This is a genomic window from Sulfobacillus harzensis (assembly GCF_012933365.1).
GTDB classification, from domain to species: domain Bacteria; phylum Bacillota; class Sulfobacillia; order Sulfobacillales; family Sulfobacillaceae; genus Sulfobacillus_B; species Sulfobacillus_B harzensis.
Genome location: NZ_JABBVZ010000074.1, coordinates 1 through 16,843 on the forward strand (window position 1 = coordinate 1; position 16,843 = coordinate 16,843).

The following is a 16,843-nucleotide window of genomic DNA, read 5'->3' on the forward strand; positions in this document are numbered from 1 at the left end:
CCGGTTCTACGGGGAGGAGGGCGCTCAAGGGGCACTCGCTACCACAGCCAAGCCCCGAGGCCCCTCTTTACCTACCACATAGGTGGGACCTGGCACGATACGCGGTTCTTCAAGGATTCCCAAACGCTTAATCACCCGTAAATGGTGATACACGTTGTTTGCGGTCAGTCCCAGCCGTTCCGCGAGTTTTGTCGCCGTCATCTCGCCGGCGCGTTCGATCTCCATCAACAAGCTGGCTCGCGTGGGATCCGACATGGCCTCGAGATATGCCCTCATTAGTTGCTGCAAATCGCTATGTTCCATACTGAAAATATACAACACTGGGAGAGCATTCATATAATTAATGAGGCATGGTACTATAGTACCGCTATAGTTAACATGGAGATGGCTATGAGAAAAGATATTCCGCGCCGAGCCCAGGCGATCGTCATCGCCGCGTCGCTCGGCGATTTAGCGGTGATGGGGCTCCGTTTGGCAGTGGTTTGGTACCTCAGTGGCCTCAGTCATCACCTTGGGGTGCTGGTCTGGCTATACGTCTTGATGGAGCTTCCCTATCTGATACTGATGGTGCCCTCCGGCATCTGGGCCGATCGGGTAGCCCGCTTTCCGCTATTTGCCATGGGTGCAATGGTACGAATAGGCGTCATCGGACTAGGTACCCTTTGGTTGACAAGCCACATCGCTTCTGCCGCTGTGGTTGTGACCATCATGGTGGCCCAGGAATGCGCAGCGGCCGTTGCCCAGCCCGCCCGCTCGGCATGGACAACGGAATTGGTGCCCCAAGAAAGCCGTGGTGCGCTTACCGTGTGGAAAGAAAGTGGGGCGGCATTGGCCGAGCTTTCCGGTCCTGCGCTTGCGGGCGTCGCTTACGGGTTTTGGAAGCTGACTGGCACGATGTTTTCTGCGTTAATGCTGGGTCTTCTGTCTTTGACAGTTGTCTTGCTTTTGGGGCGAAGGTTCGGCAAATCGGGAGAGGTTGGTGCCCCCGCTGGAGGCTTTCGGGACGGATGGCACTTTCTTCGGACCCAGCCTGGGTTATTGGTCATGATGATATTCTTTGCTGCGACCAATGGGCTTAATAATGTCGAGGCCGTATTAGTGCCGCTGCTGGCGCGCTACATTCTGCATCTTCATTCGGCTGAATTTGGCGCGCTGGCAGGACTTAGCGCCTTGGGCATGCTAATCGGCGTTAATCTGGGAGGCCGCTTCCTCATTGGCCGATCCCTTCTCTGGGTGTTTTGCGCGATGGGGGTATTTGGAGCCGCCATTGCCGCCATGGGTCTTGCTCGAACCCTCTGGGTTCTTGATGGTCTATATTTTGTGTTGGGATTTTCCTTTGGTCTTACGGAAGTGGTTACCGGGACGCTATGGCAGGTCTTGGTGCCGAGCTCGGTACGCGGTCAAGTCATGGCCGCCCTTAGCACCGTAGCCCGCTCAGCCAATCCGGTCGGTTATCTGTTGGCGGGACTTCTTGGCGCATGGCTTGGCCTTTCAGGTGGACTAATCGCGGGTGGCATGAGCATCGTGGTGTTGGCGGCCGTCGTCCCCGGGTTTCCTTCCGTAAAAGGGTTGGACGCTGCGGCCCAACAGGTTGTTGGACAAGTTGCGACTAAATAAACAGCGTGACTTGATCGCCGTGGGGATTCACCCAGAGCTTCCCAACCGGATAGGTTGTTCCGGGCTCCTCAATGAACTCGATGGCGAGATCTCCGGTTTGAAATGCTTCGCGAATGCGCTGAATTTCCTCGGGGGGCTGATTGACTAAATCAATGCTCCTGCCCATACCGGGAAGCGAAATGGCAACGAAAAAGCGCTTAGATACAGGAATGACTGTCATTTTTAGCCCACCTCGCCGTTAGTATATCAGGTTCGAGGGCCATCCTATAAGATCTTCCAGAAGTGGGTAGAACAAGGTTTAGCGCAATGAGCGAAACGGTTCGTCCGGCAATGGATGTCGAATGGTGTGTGTGGTACGATCGGCGGTAGTGATGTGGACGAGCCGGGGACATTACGAGAAAGCAGGGACAGATGATGGTGACCAGGCGAGAAGGGAGTCCGACTCCGTCAGGGTGGTTGAAGTTCGCGGCCGTGGTTTCAGCTTTAGGTATGGGCATCGTGAACTTTATCGGGTTTTTAGACACGCAAACGGGATCGGCACTCGGATGTGGACCTGATTGGCCGCTTTGCAATGGCCAGGTAATCCCGAGGATCAGCAACATTCATGTGCTGATCGAGTTTGCCCACCGGGCACTGGTGGGCGGGTTCGCGCTCATCTCAGTGGTGGTGTCTATTTGGGCCTTGTTGCAGTATCGTCGCCACATTGAGGTTAAAGTATTGGCATGGCTCAACATCGCCTTTATCGTCGTACAGTCGGGCCTTGGAGCACTCGCCGTGGTCTTCACCAACCCGCCGGCAGTTTTGGCGTTGCATTTAGGTTTTGGGCTGTTGGCGATGATTGGTGCAGTTTTGCTGGCGATATTCATTTTTCAGCTGGCGGCCCAATCCGACGGGCGACCGTCGGGCGTCACATGGCGTGCCAATACGTCCTCGTCGACGCGAATTTGGGTTGTCGGGATATGGATTTATACGTATGTGGCCATGTATTGGGGCTCCTATGTCGCATTTCGGGGTGGTGGCGAGGCCTGTTCGACTTGGCCGCTTTGTAACGGAAAGGTGTTCCCCGGGTTTTCAGGCGATGTGGGCCTTGACTTTATCCACCGCTTGTTTGCTGTCGGGCTCGCCGTCTTGGCCGTCTTGCTTTTAATTCATTTGCGTGGTGCGGGCAAAGACCGGCCCGATTTAGCGCGCGGCGCGACCTGGTTTTTGATTGCGGTGCTTATGCAAATAGCCAGCGGAGCCAATCTGGCCTTAAGTCATGTGGCCACGGGTCCCTACCTTTTGCACATTACGACGCTTATGTTTCTCTTCTCCGTTCTCAGTTATCTGGGGCTTCAAACCATGCCGGCGGGAAAAGCAAGTGAGGCCCCGATCCCCGGCAGCCGGCAGGCCGCTTCCCGACCATCGCGGACTGATGGGGTCGCTGGTGAATCCTAAACTACGTGGCTAAGGAAACGCCGTCACCCTTAAGGGTGAGGCGTTTTTCTTGTGCTATGAGAGCAGAAACGAGGGGGATAGCGATGAAGGACCTTAATGATCATGTGGTCGTTGTGACCGGCGGAGCGCAGGGCATCGGCATGGCCATTTCAACAGCCTTTGCTCGCGCTGGGGCTCATGTAGCAATTGCCGATGTTGATGACGAAGCTGGACGAGAATTGCAACATCGCCTCACAACCGAAGGATATGACGCGATGAGTTTTAGCACGGATGTTTCGGAGGAATCATGTGTCAGACGTTTGGTCCATGACGTGATGGGGCGGTGGGGAACGATCCACGTCCTAGTCAACAATGCGGGTGTTGGGTGGACCGGAAGTCTCCGCACCCGGAGCATGGAGGACTGGGATCGAGTCATTGGCGTCAACCTCCGGGGTCCATATATGATGGCCAAATACTGCTTGGACGCCCTTCAGTCCAATTCTGACCCCGGGGTTATCATCAATATCGCCTCGACCCGCGCCTTTATGTCGGAACCTGATTCGGAGCCGTATTCGGCTAGTAAAGGGGGAGTCATCGCGTTGACGCATTCTTTGGCCATTAGTTTGGGGCCCAAGGTGCGGGTTAACGCGGTGAGTCCGGGATGGATTGACGTGACCGGCCATAAAAAATCAAGCGCTCGGCAACCCGTGGATTTGACGGACCGTGACCATCAGCAGCACCCAGTGGGGCGGGTTGGTGTTCCGGAAGATGTTGCCGAGGCGGTACTCTTTTTGGCGTCACCTCACGCCCATTTCATTACCGGCGCCAATCTCATGGTTGACGGCGGGATGACGGTGAAGATGATATACGCAGAATAGCTTCACAGCTTGGCACATCAGTGGATTCTTTTTTGGCAACCCGCGAGGGTTGCTTCTTTTTTGCCCTATCGCCCTCATGGGTGATGTGTAAGCCTACTTCGTGAATTCTACGGTCACCCTGTCCTGAAGAACGATTTGCGAGGGAAAGAATCCGAGCCAATTTTCACCTGTTTGGTGGGTGAAGCAACGGAATCACCCATTTTGGGCGATGTTCGAGTCGTTTCGACGGCGATAGGCTGGGCTCGGAATCGGAAAGAAGGAGGTCATATCCGTGACGAGAGCCGAACGACGGGCCCACCGGAGGTCACCGGCCAAAAATGCTGGTCGGATTGCGGCGTGGACGATAGGAGGCTTGCTGGCAGCTTCCATGATAACGGTGGACTTGGGCCACCTCGGAGTGCCAGGGCTTCCGCAAAGCTATGTGGTGCGATCCGGCAGCATGACCGGAACCTTTGACATTGGGTCGCTGATTGTCGACTTGCCAACACCGGCTCATGCGGTGTTGCATCGCGGTGAAATTGTGACCTTCCACAATCCGACCCAGCCGGAGGAGGTCATGACCCACCGCATTATCGCGGTTTACCCCCAGAAACACGAAATCCAAACCAAGGGTGACGCCAATCCGATGAAAGACCCCTTCCTGACCCCAGAAAAAAATATCATTGGCATCTACCAAGGAGAGATTCCCTACCTCGGCTACGCGGTTTCCTTTATTCAAAACCGTTGGGAGTGGCTATTGACCATGCTGGCCGCGATTGTGGGCATCTCTCTGATAGTGAAATGGGTCATGAAGGATGAGCCCGTAAAGGAGAAGCGGGAAGCATGAAGAGACAGGCGTGGATTGTGGCACCGGTTGCAGGGGCGATTCTTCTCGCCGGTGGAGCTGGGTCCTCCATGGCAGGCTTCACGGCCACGGCGACAGTCCAAGGCACGGCTCAGGCCATCTCTTTGGCGCAGGTGCTGCCTCTTACCCTGAGTTCGATCGAGGCGCCCGACCCAGGAAACGCCAAAAGCGGCGTCGGTCAGCTTGCGGCTCTGGGCAGCTTGACCAATGATGGCGCGGAGTCCTATTCCCCGATCGTTCAAATCTCCGGGGTGCCGGGCGCATTGCTCGGCGGGGTTGTCGGAACATTGGCCCCGGGTCAGAGTGAATTTTTGACCCTCGGGGGCTTGTCCCACCTCAAGCCGGGCTCATACACCGTCACGGTGACCGTGCAACTGGCGAACTTCACCGAGACGGCGTCAACACAAATTACCGTGAAAAAGCCGCAAAAGGATCTGGCGTCCAAGCAGAGCCAGAACTCCACTGCACCGTCAAACAATCCAGAGCAATCCACTATGAACCCAGTTCCCTCCACGAGTCCGGGCCTTCCCTCCACCAATGGAGGCGGCGGTTCAAAGTAGGGAAGCTGCGGTGGAGTCCAATGAAGAACCCCAATGGGGGATTATAAGGAGGAAAATTGAGATGACACGGACATTGAAATTAGTGAGCGCCGGAGTCGGCGTAGCGGCTATGTTGGGCATTATGGGAGCTTCCAGCTTTGCGAACTTTACGGGTGCGGCGGCCCGGAATGGCTCTAACGCAAAGAGCTTTCAGGCTGGAGCAGTGCAAATTGCTTTGGCGCCGTCGTCCAAGTCGCACGCCATAGCGGGGAGCACAGTGGGTGGTTCATGGACTGAATCGGCGGAAACATCCAACGGGCTTTCTAGGTCGACTGATGCGATTTCTAACATGGCCCCGGGCGACACATGGCAGCGAGAGTTCACGATTACGAACACAGGTTCGCTGCCTGAACTGTATCAAGTCACCGTTTCAACGGGAGGAGCCCTGTTCGGCGGACCGGGGAACCAAGCGGCCCGGGTTGATGTATGGGGTACGGGGATGAAGGGAACCACCTATCATTTGGTGACGTCGGCCTTTGAGGGGAATGCTAATAGCCTCACGAACCCCAAGCAATGGTTCGAAATTGATCCGGGCAAGACGGAGCACATTCTGGTCGATGTCAGCCTGCCATACGGTGCCACCAATTACTACCAGGGGAAGACGGGGAACTTTACGATTAACGTAACTTCCCAACAAGCGGACAATTATGCTCAGAATCCTTCGAACGCTGGAATCGGCATCAACTATCTCCAGTAACCAAAACAGTGGCCGGGGTCCCGTGTCCGATTTCGGAACGGGGCTCCTTCTCTGCATGCGGCCATGTTTGGTGGGCCCCCAGTCAATATGCTGCGAAAAATCCTGTAAACCGAAAGTGAATTTTGCCTTCGTCCCACTTTTGCTAATAGAAAACAGGGAAAGAAACTCGGTTCAGGGAGGTTGGAGGAGGCCATGGCTCAACTGCATTCACTTGAACAACACCATTCATCTGTCTGTCATCGCCGCCTCGCCGGCAATGTACGAGACTTACGCCCGATTGCTCCAGCAACCGCAGGTCATGATCCGCCTGGTTGAAGTCAATCGGACCGTCCCAGCGCTGGAACCGACCTCGGAGGATGTGGTGTTAGACGCGTCGTGTCAAAGAAGTCTGGCACTCCGATGTCCCCCCAGAGCCTCAGCTTTGGAAGGTGTCTTGACCGACCAGTCGAGTGGTCGGTTTTAGCTGCTATTCAGGACTAATTGTCGGCGATGAATGTAAAAGGTGCAGTGGCTCATGGACCCGTACCGTCGAACCAAATGATTAGGAAGTGTCGCAATCACGTGGCTCACACCATTCCAGTGTGCCTAAAGCCGCCAACAGGCAGCCACCAACCCAGTGTGCATATGGGTCACGACCAAATGAGCAGAGCCTCTAGCTGGGTTTCGCCAACGCGGGGGCCCGTCCCTGATCGAATCACCTCGGCGACTATCTTCTGGATCACCCGCTTGGGTGATTTGTTTGGTTATAAAAGTGCGGCATGATCTTTTCGACAGGAAGGCGATGGGTTCACGATGGGCAACGTTTTCGCTTCGCAACGATGCCAATGTGGGAGATGGCATAAATATCTTCAAGCCTTTGTTGGCGGGTAAGTTGACTTGTCTAGGTTTACGAAGTTGTTTGTCCTAATTAGCTAGCAAGGGGTCTCGAGAGCACCCGGAATTTTAGGTCGGCTTTCGTCATGCCACCTGATGATGGATTGATCCATTTGGACTCCTGAATTGTCGCTTCGAATCCGCCAGGGCATTATGGGGCGGAAAGCTCATGAGTTGGAAGAACGGGTGTGGCGGATAAGGGGTGTTGCTCCAAGCTTGCAGTCGTCTGAGATCTAGCCCGGGTGTTGGCTTGGTCATCCCCTAACGTACGAGGTGCCGTTGTAACACCGAGATCGCATGACCTCGGGGTCTTGGGCCCAACAAACTTTGCTTTCAAGATCCAACGTCGGGTGAAGTAGGCGAGGAAAGTGAATGGCAAAGGATCTGGGACGGCAGGTGAACGCCAAACGGGCTCGTTGTCATTGGTAAACCAATGTGTCGCCCGGCGGACCGTGTAGTCTCCTAGAAACCGGGAGGATCGCGACTCAGCCAGGCCGACCACGAAGTGGGTTGGTTGGCTTAGCTGGTGGGTCAAGAGGGGGGTGGCGGTTTTATGAGAATATTAATAGACGAACACGACTGGGAAACCCAAATGGCTTTGTTGATGGGGTTGCGGCGCGGGTACGTTTGTTTTCCAAGCGCGCACCTCATGATGGAGGCTGCGCGGAACCCCGCGGTGAAAGATGCGCTATTGAACGCCGCCCTTATCGGATTAGATGGCCAACCGGTCGCGTGGATCGCCCGGCATAAGTACAATCTTGCGGTAAGTCGGCTGCCCGGTCCAGATGCGATGGATTCGGTGCTGCGGTTGCTTTCCAAAAGGGGAGGCGGGCGCGTCGGGTTGTTTGGCAGTGAGCAATCGGTGCTGAGGGAACTGACACGCATCGTCACCACAAGGTATGGCGGTGTTGAGGTAGCGGGATCGATCGACCCCGGAAGAGTACCACTCGGCAAAAAGTCGGACAGCACTGTAATCGACATAATAAACTCGTGGCAAGCCGATATGGTGTTTGTGTCTTTAGGAGCGCCAAAGCAAGAGTTATGGATGAACATTCACAGGGACCTTATTGGTTGCCCGTTAATCGGGGTGGGGGCGGCGTTTGGATTTATCTCGGGTCGTGAACGCCGGGCACCGCGTGTGGTCGGACGGTTGGGTTTCGAGTGGATATGGAGATTCGTTCAGGACCCAGCCCGGATGGGGCCAAGATACTTGCGCAGTCTGTCGTGGATTTTGGCGGAATCGTTTTCCTCGAAACAGGAAAACCCAATCTTCACTTCAGGGAACAATATGCTTCGGGACGAGACGATGGCTACTTGACTGTGAAGAAGGTTATCATGAGGCAACCCTGACCGATCAGACAATTGAGCAAAAAGGTCCCGGTATTCCCTGGTCGAAGAATATGCGAAAAACGCAACGCCGCATGGCCCGACTCCATGCGCGGATTGCGAATATTCGGGCCAATGCCTTACACCAACTGACCAGCGATCTCGTGCAGCGCTTCGATGTCATCGCCATTGAGGATCTGAACGTAGCCGGGATGCTCAAAAATCATCCGCTCGCCCGGGCGATTGCCGATATGGGCTTTGGGGAATTCCGTCGGCAACTCGCATACAAAGCGGCCCACCGCGGGAAAACGGTGGTCATTGTGAGCCGCTGGTATCCGATTAGCAAAACTTGTGCCCGTTGTGGATATACAGTGCCGAAAATGCGGCTCAGTGTCCGGGAATGGACGTGTCCCGTATGCCACACGCACCATGACCGGGACGTGAATGCGGCGATCAATTTACGACAAGTGGCCGAGAGTTCGGTTGGAGGCATCCAACCCGTTCCGGCGTAAGCCGGCCTGCTCGGTGACGGCCTCTGGAGCGCCCTCCCGTGGACGACAGGCGCAAGCCCTAAGAAGCGGTGACGCGATGAAGCAGGAAGATGGCGACAGCTTTGGTCAGGTATGATCAGAACTGGATAAGTTCATCGGAACGGTAACAACTCGAAATATCTGTAAGACGTAGAGGTAGAGAACGACGGAGACGAGGCAGACAAGTGACAACGTCAGTGCAACTTCCCATTGATTTATTAATCGGTTAGCCCCTAAAAAGCAGGATAGCGCGGCAGCCGCTCCGATTAATACGGTTGACGCAACAGCGTGCTTAACCGTAGCCACAAGAAAATGAATCCGGTTTCCAGTGCACGGGATTCGCAAATATAGCAGGATTAATGCTGCTCGTACCCAACCTGCACCGCTTGTTGCAAGTGCCAACCCAGCTGCTCCCATGGGATGGACAAGGATGAAGTCACCCACAATGTTGGATGCAATGGTAATCGTGCTAAGCCACAGAAATACGCGCGATTCCTGCCGGGCATACATCGCTCGCGAAAGAAAAGCGGTCCACGCTGCAGCAGGCAACCCCAAGGACCAAAAAATAAGGAGGTAGGCGGTTTCTGTCGTTGCTGCTTCCGTGAATGCTCCATGTTGGTAGACAACGCGAAGGATGGCATGCGGATCTACAATCATCATTGCCGCAAAGGGCATGATGAGCGCGGTGGTAACATTTAAACCCCGCACAATTAGAGACATATTTAAGTTGCGGTCGACGTTCCATTGTGTGGAGAACTGCGTGAATTTGGGCAGTACGTAGGCATTGACTAGGAGGTTAACGGGTAACTGAGAGACAATCAAAGAATAGTTCAATGCAGATATACTGCCGGTTGGCAAGGAAGACGCAAGAATACGATCAACGAGGACTCCTATCGAGGTCACACTACTGGAATACATAAAGGGAAGCGAAAGGCTTAGCGCTTGTCGAGTCCATGGGTGCGAAAACGACCATCGTACGCTAAGCAACACCTCGGCTCGCCGAAGAGCCGGAATGAGGTAAAGCCACTGGCTTGCAACTGCCAGGGTAAAACCAATTGATACCCCTAAAATTCCCCAAAACCATCCTAGTGTCAGGATCGTAGTGATTCGAACGACATTCATTAAAATGGGCGCTGCCGCTGTGGGGGAGTATATGTTCCGAGCTTGCAGTACGCCCGTGGCCAAACCGGCAACTGCCCAAAAAATGATTGTCGGAACCATGATTCGGGTCATGGTAACGGTTTGACTTGTCTTTGCACCATCGAATCCTGGTGCAAGTGCATGGACAATGTCGGGGGCTAAAAGCTCGGAGCCGATAATGATGACGGTCGCCAGCAACACTATTATCGTGAAAATCTCTTGGACAAAGATGGTTTCGTCATTCGGTTGCGTCTTATGCCGGCCCGATAAAATCGGGACAACAACGTTTGACAGGGCCGCGTTAAGTCCTGAGAACAATAAATTGGGTACGATACTGGCCATTAACCAAGTGTCTGTCGCGGTGGTGGTGCCGAAAATTGCAGCCATAGCCATTTCCCGAAAGAATCCCATGAAACGGGAAATCAGTGTGCCAACCATTAACACGGCTGATGACATGACCTGGGAGGTGGGGTTATTTATCTTTCCATACAATCTCTTCCATTGGCTTTCCACGAGTTCCCTTTATGCCTCCCGAAATCGAATGGATGAAGCGTTTTTGTAGCGGTCTCCCGTTTGGTAATATGGTGTGCTCGTCTTTTAGCGAAAATAGTCCTCATGGGACTTCGTTAGATCCACAACCAGGGGATAGTGTCCATGACGCTCTTCGGGAGGTGGGAGCTCTAGATAGTTTCCGTAGAAGTTGGACAGGTACTTCGTACATTGCTGTGGGACGGGCAGTTTGTGCCCTTCGAAATTCATGAAGGCGGGTATTCCGTATACGGCGCGATCCATGCATTCCCTTTCGGTTCCCCACGCCCTGTTGGCCCAGACTTTCGACCGATCGTCGGGGACCCTTGAGATGATCCAATCCATGGCAGCACAACGCCAAAAAGTCAGCCTTGGCGATATCGAGATGGGTACTCGCATAAGCGCTTTGAACAAGAAGTTCTGGATGAACCGACACGCTAGTCCCCGGGGAACTCCGTCAAGGGGAAACACATCGATAAACACCCCATGGTGGATTTTCAGATTTTGTAGTGCCGTTTCGATGAATGTCGTATTATTTAAGTTTACCTTCGCCCAGGTGAACGGAAAGTTAGGCTGACTTCTATACGTTTGAACGTAGTACTTCTCGCCAAGTTCTCTCGTGCCGAGGTTGAGGAACCGTTCGTAGTCGTTTCGTGGCATGCCCAAGTCGATGTCGTCGTCCCACGGAATGAAACCGTTGTGCCGCACCGCCCCCAAGGCCGAACCGCCAATCAGATAGTAGGTGATGTGATGCTTCCTGCACACTCGGTCGACCGCCAGAAGTATCTCCAGCTCCTTTATTTGCACTGCTCGTAACTGGTCTGAGTCCATTTTTCCACCTCCGCGGCAATCCCTGCCTAAGCTATGTGGAGCGCGAATCAGCGATGGCAAGACGATGTACCGTCGCTATCCCTTCTCTCCAAGGCGTCTGTTCTTACATGGCCACGGCACTGCTTTGGCTGACGACTCGTCGTTTAAGTACGCACATTGCGTTTTCGAAACCAATCAGTCTCATAGAAGGTAATACTGTCGGTTACTGCCTTTGCTAGAGTCACGCTGGGAGACCATTCGCTAGCCTGTTGGAGCTTGCTGCTATCACCGATTAGGAATTTTCCCTCCGTTCGACGGTGCGGCAAGGTCCCCCAAAGCAACATGGACGATGGCGCATCTAGCTCGCGCCGAACCATTTCTACAATGTCACGAACTGCAATCCCTTGGCCAGAAGATATGTTGAACGTTTCCATGTTGGCAGTCGTTATGTCGGGCTCTGAAACAATGGCGAACGCGTATCCGACGTCTTGTGCCGCGAGAAAATCACGAACCTGACACCCATCAGTTAGTGGCACGGGTTCCGCGTGGCGAAGGTGTTGAATGACGGATGGGACTAATCGATGCGCGTTGTCCCCTGGCCCAATGACGCCGAATACGCGGAGGTAAATAAGTTGAATGCCAACCCGACGGCACTCCCGTTCGGCCGAGTAATAGCAAAAGACCTTGCTCAGACTGTACGGTGAGGTGGGTTTCAAAGGTGAGGATTCTGCGACTGGCGTGGCCGTATCGGAGAACCCGTATTCGAATCCGGTTCCGGAGAGCACGAGTCGAGATATCGATAACGCTTGGCACGTCTCGATGGCTTGGGCCGTAACGAAAAAATTGGCTTCCCAAAGAAGGCTTGGCTCCTGTCTGAGAGGGTCAATGCCGTCGCCGGCGCAGTTGATTAGCACGTCGAAGCTACCCTGGGACCCCAGCTTCGGGGCAAGTTCTGGCGCAGTAATCGACGATACTGGCAGTATTTGAAACTTGGGAAACGTGGTTCGGAGCCATTTCAGTCGCCAATGATTTTGGGAGAGCTGGCGGCATACACCCGTCACTGAGTGGCCTCGTTTCAAAAGCGCATAGGCGGTCCAACTACCGATAAATCCATTGGCACCCACCAGGACGACGTTCATTGTCTTTATTCCCAGATTTTCCATGGAGCCTTCTTCTCGGTCCATAGTCGATTCAAGATTTCCTTGTCGCGAAGGGTATCCATGGGGTGCCAAAATCCAGTATGGTGGTAGGCAAAAAGTCCGCCATCTCGGGTTAGGCGTCCGAGCGGTTGCCGCTCAAACTGTTCCGTGTCATCCTGAATGTAGTCGAAAATGGGAGGCTCTAAGACAAAAAATCCTCCGTTGATCCAACTACCATCGCCCTGCGGTTTCTCAACGAACGTCGCGACTTGACCCGATGGTTCCGTCGTCATGGAACCGAATCGTCCGAGCGGTTGCACCGCCGTGACAGTGGCCACGGCATTTGGGTTCAAGTGGTGCCTATTCAATAGCGAATCCAGGTCAAAATCCGCCAGGCCATCGCCATAAGTCATGAAAAATGGTTCGTTGCTGACATATTTTTGGATGCGTGTCAGACGGCCGCCTGTCTCCGTCGATTCTCCAGTGTCCACAAGCGTCACGTGCCACGGTTCGCTTGTACAGTGATGAAGTTCGACCTTGTTGGTGGCGAGGTCCACGGTTAGGTCCGAGTTATGTGTGAAATAATTGATGAAGTACTCTTTGATTTGATATCCCTTGTATCCAAGGCATATCACGAATTCATTGAACCCCTGGGTACTATAGATTTTCATGATGTGCCATAAAACCGGTTTGCCCCCGATTTCTACCATGGGCTTCGGCCGAATGCCTGTCTCTTCCGACAAGCGCGTGCCTCGACCTCCGGCAAGAATGACAACTTTCACCGCTGAACCACCTTTCCGTTTAACGCATCATGGAGAGTGTCTGCAATGTAATGCATGCTGTCGGGACCCAACGCCGGGTAAACCCCAACCCAAAACGTGTTGTTCATTACATAGTCCGCATTGTCCAGTGGCCCAGCCACCCGAAGAGAACTGTCTTTATATGCGGGCTGCCTCAAGAGATTGCCAGAAAATAGCACGCGGGTACGAACACCACGAGCCTCCAGATGGGCAATCACCTCGGACCGCGGCGGAGTCTCTCCGCGACGGAGAGTAATGGGGTATCCAAACCAGCTGGGGTTGGCTTTCGGATGACTATTAGGAAGAATAATTCGGTCGATCAGATCGGATAGGCGTTTGTGCAGAATGGAGAAGTTTCGCTGTCGTTGTTCAACAAAGCCTTCCAGTCGAGCCAACTGGGCGATGCCAATGGCAGCCTGGATGTCTGTCATTTTCAGGTTATAGCCGATATGGCTGTACGTGTATTTGTGGTCGTACCCTGAGGGTAGAGCGCCAAAAGACCATCCGAACCGCTTGCCGCACGTGTTGTCACATCCTGTGTCACACCAGCAGTCGCGACCCCAGTCGCGAAACGACTCAACGAGCACCTTTAGTTTGGAGCTGTTAGTGTATACCGCGCCTCCTTCTGCGGTCGTCATCTGGTGAGCGGGATAAAAGCTAGCGGTCGCTAGATCGCCGAACGACCCAATCAGTCGGCCATCCCACTCGGCCCCCATTGCATCGCATGCATCCTCAATGACCCAAAGGTGATGGCGACGGGCAATCTCCATCACCACATCTAAGTCAAACGGGTTTCCGAGTGTATGAGCGATCATTATGGCACGGGTCCTTGATGTAATTGCGTGTCGCAGAGCTGCTGGCGAAATATTGTAGTCGCCGATCGTTACGTCGGCAAGAACGGGTACGAGCCTATTTTGCAAAATAGGGTTGACGGTCGTGGGAAATGACGTTGCACAAACTACTACCTCGTCGCCTGGACGCAAGCGCCCCTCCTCGAGTCGACCGGAGGTTAGAGATGATACCGCCAAGAGATTGGCCGACGAACCGGAGTTGGTTAAGAGTGCGTGCCGGACTCCTACGAACCTTGCAAGACCACGCGCCAGCACCTGCGAATACTGACCGCTAGTCCACCAGCCGTCCAAGACAGCTTCAATGGGCTAATACAAGCTCTTCGACACCGAATACTTTGCCGCTCACCGGCACTCCCTGTTCGTTAGGCAAAGGGAACTTCGGCATAAACACCTGCAGGTCATCTTCAATGAAAGTGCGAATGCGATCTGATCGGGTCACGAAATCACCTCCGCCCAAACGGCATGGTCACGGACAGCGGAGTCCAACATATTCTGAATTTGGCTCATAGTGAGGTCTCTCATGGCGTTGGAAGGGGCCGATCCGGCCCACTGCCGGTACCATTCGACGGTGTGATGAACGGTGGTGGAAAAGTCCCACGTTGGACACCATCCCAAAAGGGTGGTCGCCTTAGTGCTGTTGACCATCAGGTGCGGTATCTCCGGATACGAAGGATCTTGGGCGACGATTGGGACGTGGACACCCCAGTTTTGACCAAAGGATTCCACCATGTCTCGCACGGTATGCTCTTCGGGGTTAGGACCAAAGTTCCACGCTCCACTATATAACTTGGGGTGTTCGACGAGCATTTGGCCTAGACGAAGATACCCAGCCAGTGGTTCCAACACGTGCTGCCAAGGCCGAACGCTGGCAGGATACCGGAGAACCAGTGGCTGTTTCGAAATGATGGCCCGTATGATGTCTGGCACTAGACGACCATACGCCCAGTCCCCGCCGCCGATAACGTTTCCTGCTCTGACTGTTGCGGTTCCGATGCTCCGGACTTTGAACCACGACTGCCAATAGGCCTGGGTGATCCAATCTTGCGAAGCCTTGCTGGCACTGTATGGATCCTTGCCGCCGAGTGGATCGTCTTCCGTGAAAGGGTGGACGCGCCTAGCCCCTCCGTTTAGGTAGCACTTGTCGCTTGTAACCACGATGATGGCCTGCAACGATGAGAGGTCTTTACATGCCTCGAGGAGGTTTACGGTGCCCATGATGTTGGTTTCGAATGTTTCCGCGGGCCGTTGATGACCCGCGCTCACTAGAGGTTGAGCAGCCAAGTGGATGACAATTTCCGGATCGAAGCGATGCAGGTGGTGAGACAATTGTGATGGGTCCCGTACATCGCCAAACCCCTGTGACACCTCGCGGTCGAGGTTTAGCATCCGAAACATACTTGGGTCGGATGGTGGGGACTGCAGGGAAAAACCGTACACCTTGGCTTTGCAGAACTGCAGCAAGAGAGTCAGCCAAGAGCCCTTAAAACCGGTATGTCCCGTCACAAACACGCGTCGATCACGATAAAACGGTTTCATGACGCTCCTCTTCTCTCCGTGATGGCTGGTTTGCCCTAGGCGTGTCCCGACCTAGGACGTGCCGCATAAGATTAATGGTGTCAAGCGGCATCCATCTCATGAGCGCAAGCTTCAAAACCTCCAACGAAGGGTGCTGGAATCCATACGCCAAGAAAGACCACAATTCTTCCTGCTCGCGCGATTTCCAGTATTGGCATCTGGCCTCTGCGCGTTCGTACAAACGGGTCAACTCGTGGTTGTTCCCGAAACGATTTAATAAAAGCCGATACATGTCGCGTACTGCCTGTGCCCATTCTGACTCGCATGTAGTTCCTGTGACAGACGCAGAGTGAATGCGGTAGGCCGCTAGTCGAGTGTCTGTAACATAGACCCTCAGTCCCGAAAGGCAAAGGGCGTTCCACCATGTCCAGTCGAATAAGATGTTGTCAACGAATCCCAAGCTTCGGATTGCCTCGATGGGAAAAAGGGCCGCACACGGGGGAATCATATTTCTCTTTAAAAAGAAGTTCGGATCGGCATACAACCCTTCCCCCACGACCTCCCCATGATCAGGCATCGGATTTCCGTCGCCATCAATGTGAGCGTAATTGGAGATAAAAAACGTGGGTGTCTTGCTGGCCCGCAAAACTCGTAGTCCATGGGTTAAAAATTCGGGCTCAAGTAAGTCGTCGTCTGACAGGATCACGCCATAAGTGCCGCGGGCCATGCTGAGTGCCATCCAAATGTTGCACTGCATTGACACTTTTTCCGTCAGGCGATAGGCACGAACACGAGGGTCGTCGATTACAGCCAACAATTCTGGCGTTGCGTCCGTTGAGGCATCGTCGGCAACGACGATTTCGAACGAACTGCAGTCTTGGTTTAATGCCGACCGAAGAGCCTGTTCTAGAAGCTTTGCTCTATTTCGCGTTGGTATGATAATGCTAGCTTCTGGTGTCAAATATTGGTTCCCCCCCCCGTATGCGTTATCAGGTGTCCGGTTCCCACTTCCTCCGGTCTGCTTTGATTTTGGCAGAGTTTAATTTGTGTCTGCATCACCCCCGCCGGGCGAATTATGGGTCCGTCGGTACCGCTTCGGCTACCCCGTCCCTCGGGCAACGACACCGGGGCTGTCACCCCCGACGCTCGTCGTTCTTTGGGCGGGTAATCACCCGAAGGGGCGATATGCGTCTGGCCTTTTACATGAGGGTTTTTCATAACTGGACAAATCACGGCTGTGGATAAGTGCTCCCCCTTGATGATGCCCTTTCCAACGTTCT

18 protein-coding genes are annotated in these 16,843 nt (G+C 54.1%); 8 read left to right on the forward strand and 10 right to left on the reverse strand.

Going from position 1 to position 16,843, the window contains the following annotated elements; translation table 11 throughout:
- Positions 1-24: 24 nt before the first annotated feature.
- Complete coding sequence (locus tag HIJ39_RS16480; protein ID WP_169101614.1) at positions 25-255, reverse strand: helix-turn-helix domain-containing protein; 231 nt, start codon at positions 253-255, stop codon at positions 25-27.
- Between the two features lie 135 nt (positions 256-390).
- Here HIJ39_RS16480 and HIJ39_RS16485 point away from each other — a divergent pair, with 135 nt between their 5' ends.
- Positions 391-1,617 carry an MFS transporter gene (locus HIJ39_RS16485; protein ID WP_169101615.1) on the forward strand — a complete coding sequence of 409 codons (1,227 nt, stop codon included), beginning with the start codon at positions 391-393 and terminating at the stop codon, positions 1,615-1,617.
- Here HIJ39_RS16485 and HIJ39_RS16490 read toward each other — a convergent pair.
- Positions 1,610-1,837 carry a hypothetical protein gene (locus HIJ39_RS16490; protein ID WP_169101616.1) on the reverse strand — a complete coding sequence of 76 codons (228 nt, stop codon included), beginning with the start codon at positions 1,835-1,837 and terminating at the stop codon, positions 1,610-1,612. The two genes, HIJ39_RS16485 and HIJ39_RS16490, sit on opposite strands and share 8 nt — an antisense overlap.
- Before the next feature lie 191 nt (positions 1,838-2,028).
- Here HIJ39_RS16490 and HIJ39_RS16495 point away from each other — a divergent pair, with 191 nt between their 5' ends.
- The 7 genes from HIJ39_RS16495 (at position 2,029) to HIJ39_RS16525 (ending at position 8,762) form a co-directional block, all read left to right on the forward strand.
- Positions 2,029-3,054, forward strand: coding sequence for a COX15/CtaA family protein (locus HIJ39_RS16495; protein ID WP_169101617.1), 1,026 nt, complete (start codon positions 2,029-2,031; stop codon positions 3,052-3,054).
- 83 nt (positions 3,055-3,137) lie between these two features.
- Positions 3,138-3,911 carry a glucose 1-dehydrogenase gene (locus HIJ39_RS16500; RefSeq protein ID WP_169101618.1) on the forward strand — a complete coding sequence of 258 codons (774 nt, stop codon included), beginning with the start codon at positions 3,138-3,140 and terminating at the stop codon, positions 3,909-3,911.
- A gap of 271 nt (positions 3,912-4,182) precedes the next feature.
- Complete coding sequence (locus HIJ39_RS16505; RefSeq protein WP_169101619.1) at positions 4,183-4,737, forward strand: signal peptidase I; 555 nt, start codon at positions 4,183-4,185, stop codon at positions 4,735-4,737.
- Entirely contained in the window at positions 4,734-5,315 is a 582-nt protein-coding gene (locus HIJ39_RS16510; RefSeq protein WP_169101620.1) for a hypothetical protein, read from the forward strand. Before HIJ39_RS16505 ends, HIJ39_RS16510 begins: the two co-directional genes overlap by 4 nt.
- Positions 5,316-5,376: 61 nt before the next feature.
- Positions 5,377-6,051, forward strand: a complete 675-nt coding sequence (locus HIJ39_RS16515) for a M73 family metallopeptidase (protein WP_169101621.1) — start codon at positions 5,377-5,379, stop codon at positions 6,049-6,051.
- Positions 6,052-7,477: 1,426 nt separating this feature from the next.
- On the forward strand, positions 7,478-8,242 hold the full coding sequence (locus HIJ39_RS16520; RefSeq protein ID WP_169101622.1) for a WecB/TagA/CpsF family glycosyltransferase: 765 nt from the start codon (positions 7,478-7,480) through the stop codon (positions 8,240-8,242).
- Between the two features lie 64 nt (positions 8,243-8,306).
- Positions 8,307-8,762 (forward strand): RNA-guided endonuclease InsQ/TnpB family protein, encoded by a 456-nt coding sequence (locus HIJ39_RS16525; protein WP_338055218.1) that lies wholly within the window; start codon positions 8,307-8,309, stop codon positions 8,760-8,762.
- A gap of 105 nt (positions 8,763-8,867) precedes the next feature.
- Here HIJ39_RS16525 and murJ read toward each other — a convergent pair whose 3' ends face one another.
- From murJ to HIJ39_RS16565, 8 genes are all read right to left on the reverse strand, one after another.
- On the reverse strand, positions 8,868-10,433 hold the full coding sequence (gene murJ, locus HIJ39_RS16530; RefSeq protein WP_169101626.1) for a murein biosynthesis integral membrane protein MurJ: 1,566 nt from the start codon (positions 10,431-10,433) through the stop codon (positions 8,868-8,870).
- Positions 10,434-10,517: 84 nt separating this feature from the next.
- Positions 10,518-11,279 (reverse strand): LicD family protein, encoded by a 762-nt coding sequence (locus HIJ39_RS16535; RefSeq protein ID WP_169101628.1) that lies wholly within the window; start codon positions 11,277-11,279, stop codon positions 10,518-10,520.
- A gap of 143 nt (positions 11,280-11,422) precedes the next feature.
- Positions 11,423-12,421 carry an NAD-dependent epimerase/dehydratase family protein gene (locus tag HIJ39_RS16540; RefSeq protein WP_169101630.1) on the reverse strand — a complete coding sequence of 333 codons (999 nt, stop codon included), beginning with the start codon at positions 12,419-12,421 and terminating at the stop codon, positions 11,423-11,425.
- Positions 12,403-13,179 (reverse strand): glucose-1-phosphate cytidylyltransferase, encoded by a 777-nt coding sequence (gene rfbF / locus HIJ39_RS16545; protein ID WP_169101632.1) that lies wholly within the window; start codon positions 13,177-13,179, stop codon positions 12,403-12,405. The genes HIJ39_RS16540 and rfbF overlap by 19 nt, the downstream gene beginning before the upstream one ends.
- The gene (rfbH, locus tag HIJ39_RS16550; RefSeq protein ID WP_169101634.1) at positions 13,176-14,339 is read right to left on the reverse strand and encodes a lipopolysaccharide biosynthesis protein RfbH; all 1,164 of its coding nucleotides are present in this window, start codon (positions 14,337-14,339) and stop codon (positions 13,176-13,178) included. Before rfbH ends, rfbF begins: the two co-directional genes overlap by 4 nt.
- Positions 14,340-14,346: 7 nt before the next feature.
- Positions 14,347-14,487 carry a hypothetical protein gene (locus HIJ39_RS16555; RefSeq protein ID WP_169101636.1) on the reverse strand — a complete coding sequence of 47 codons (141 nt, stop codon included), beginning with the start codon at positions 14,485-14,487 and terminating at the stop codon, positions 14,347-14,349.
- On the reverse strand, positions 14,484-15,584 hold the full coding sequence (gene rfbG, locus HIJ39_RS16560; protein WP_169101638.1) for a CDP-glucose 4,6-dehydratase: 1,101 nt from the start codon (positions 15,582-15,584) through the stop codon (positions 14,484-14,486). Before rfbG ends, HIJ39_RS16555 begins: the two co-directional genes overlap by 4 nt.
- A complete protein-coding gene (locus HIJ39_RS16565) occupies positions 15,565-16,524 on the reverse strand; it encodes a glycosyltransferase family 2 protein (protein WP_169101640.1) in 960 nt (319 codons plus the stop codon). Before HIJ39_RS16565 ends, rfbG begins: the two co-directional genes overlap by 20 nt.
- Between the last annotated feature and the right edge of the window lie 319 nt (positions 16,525-16,843).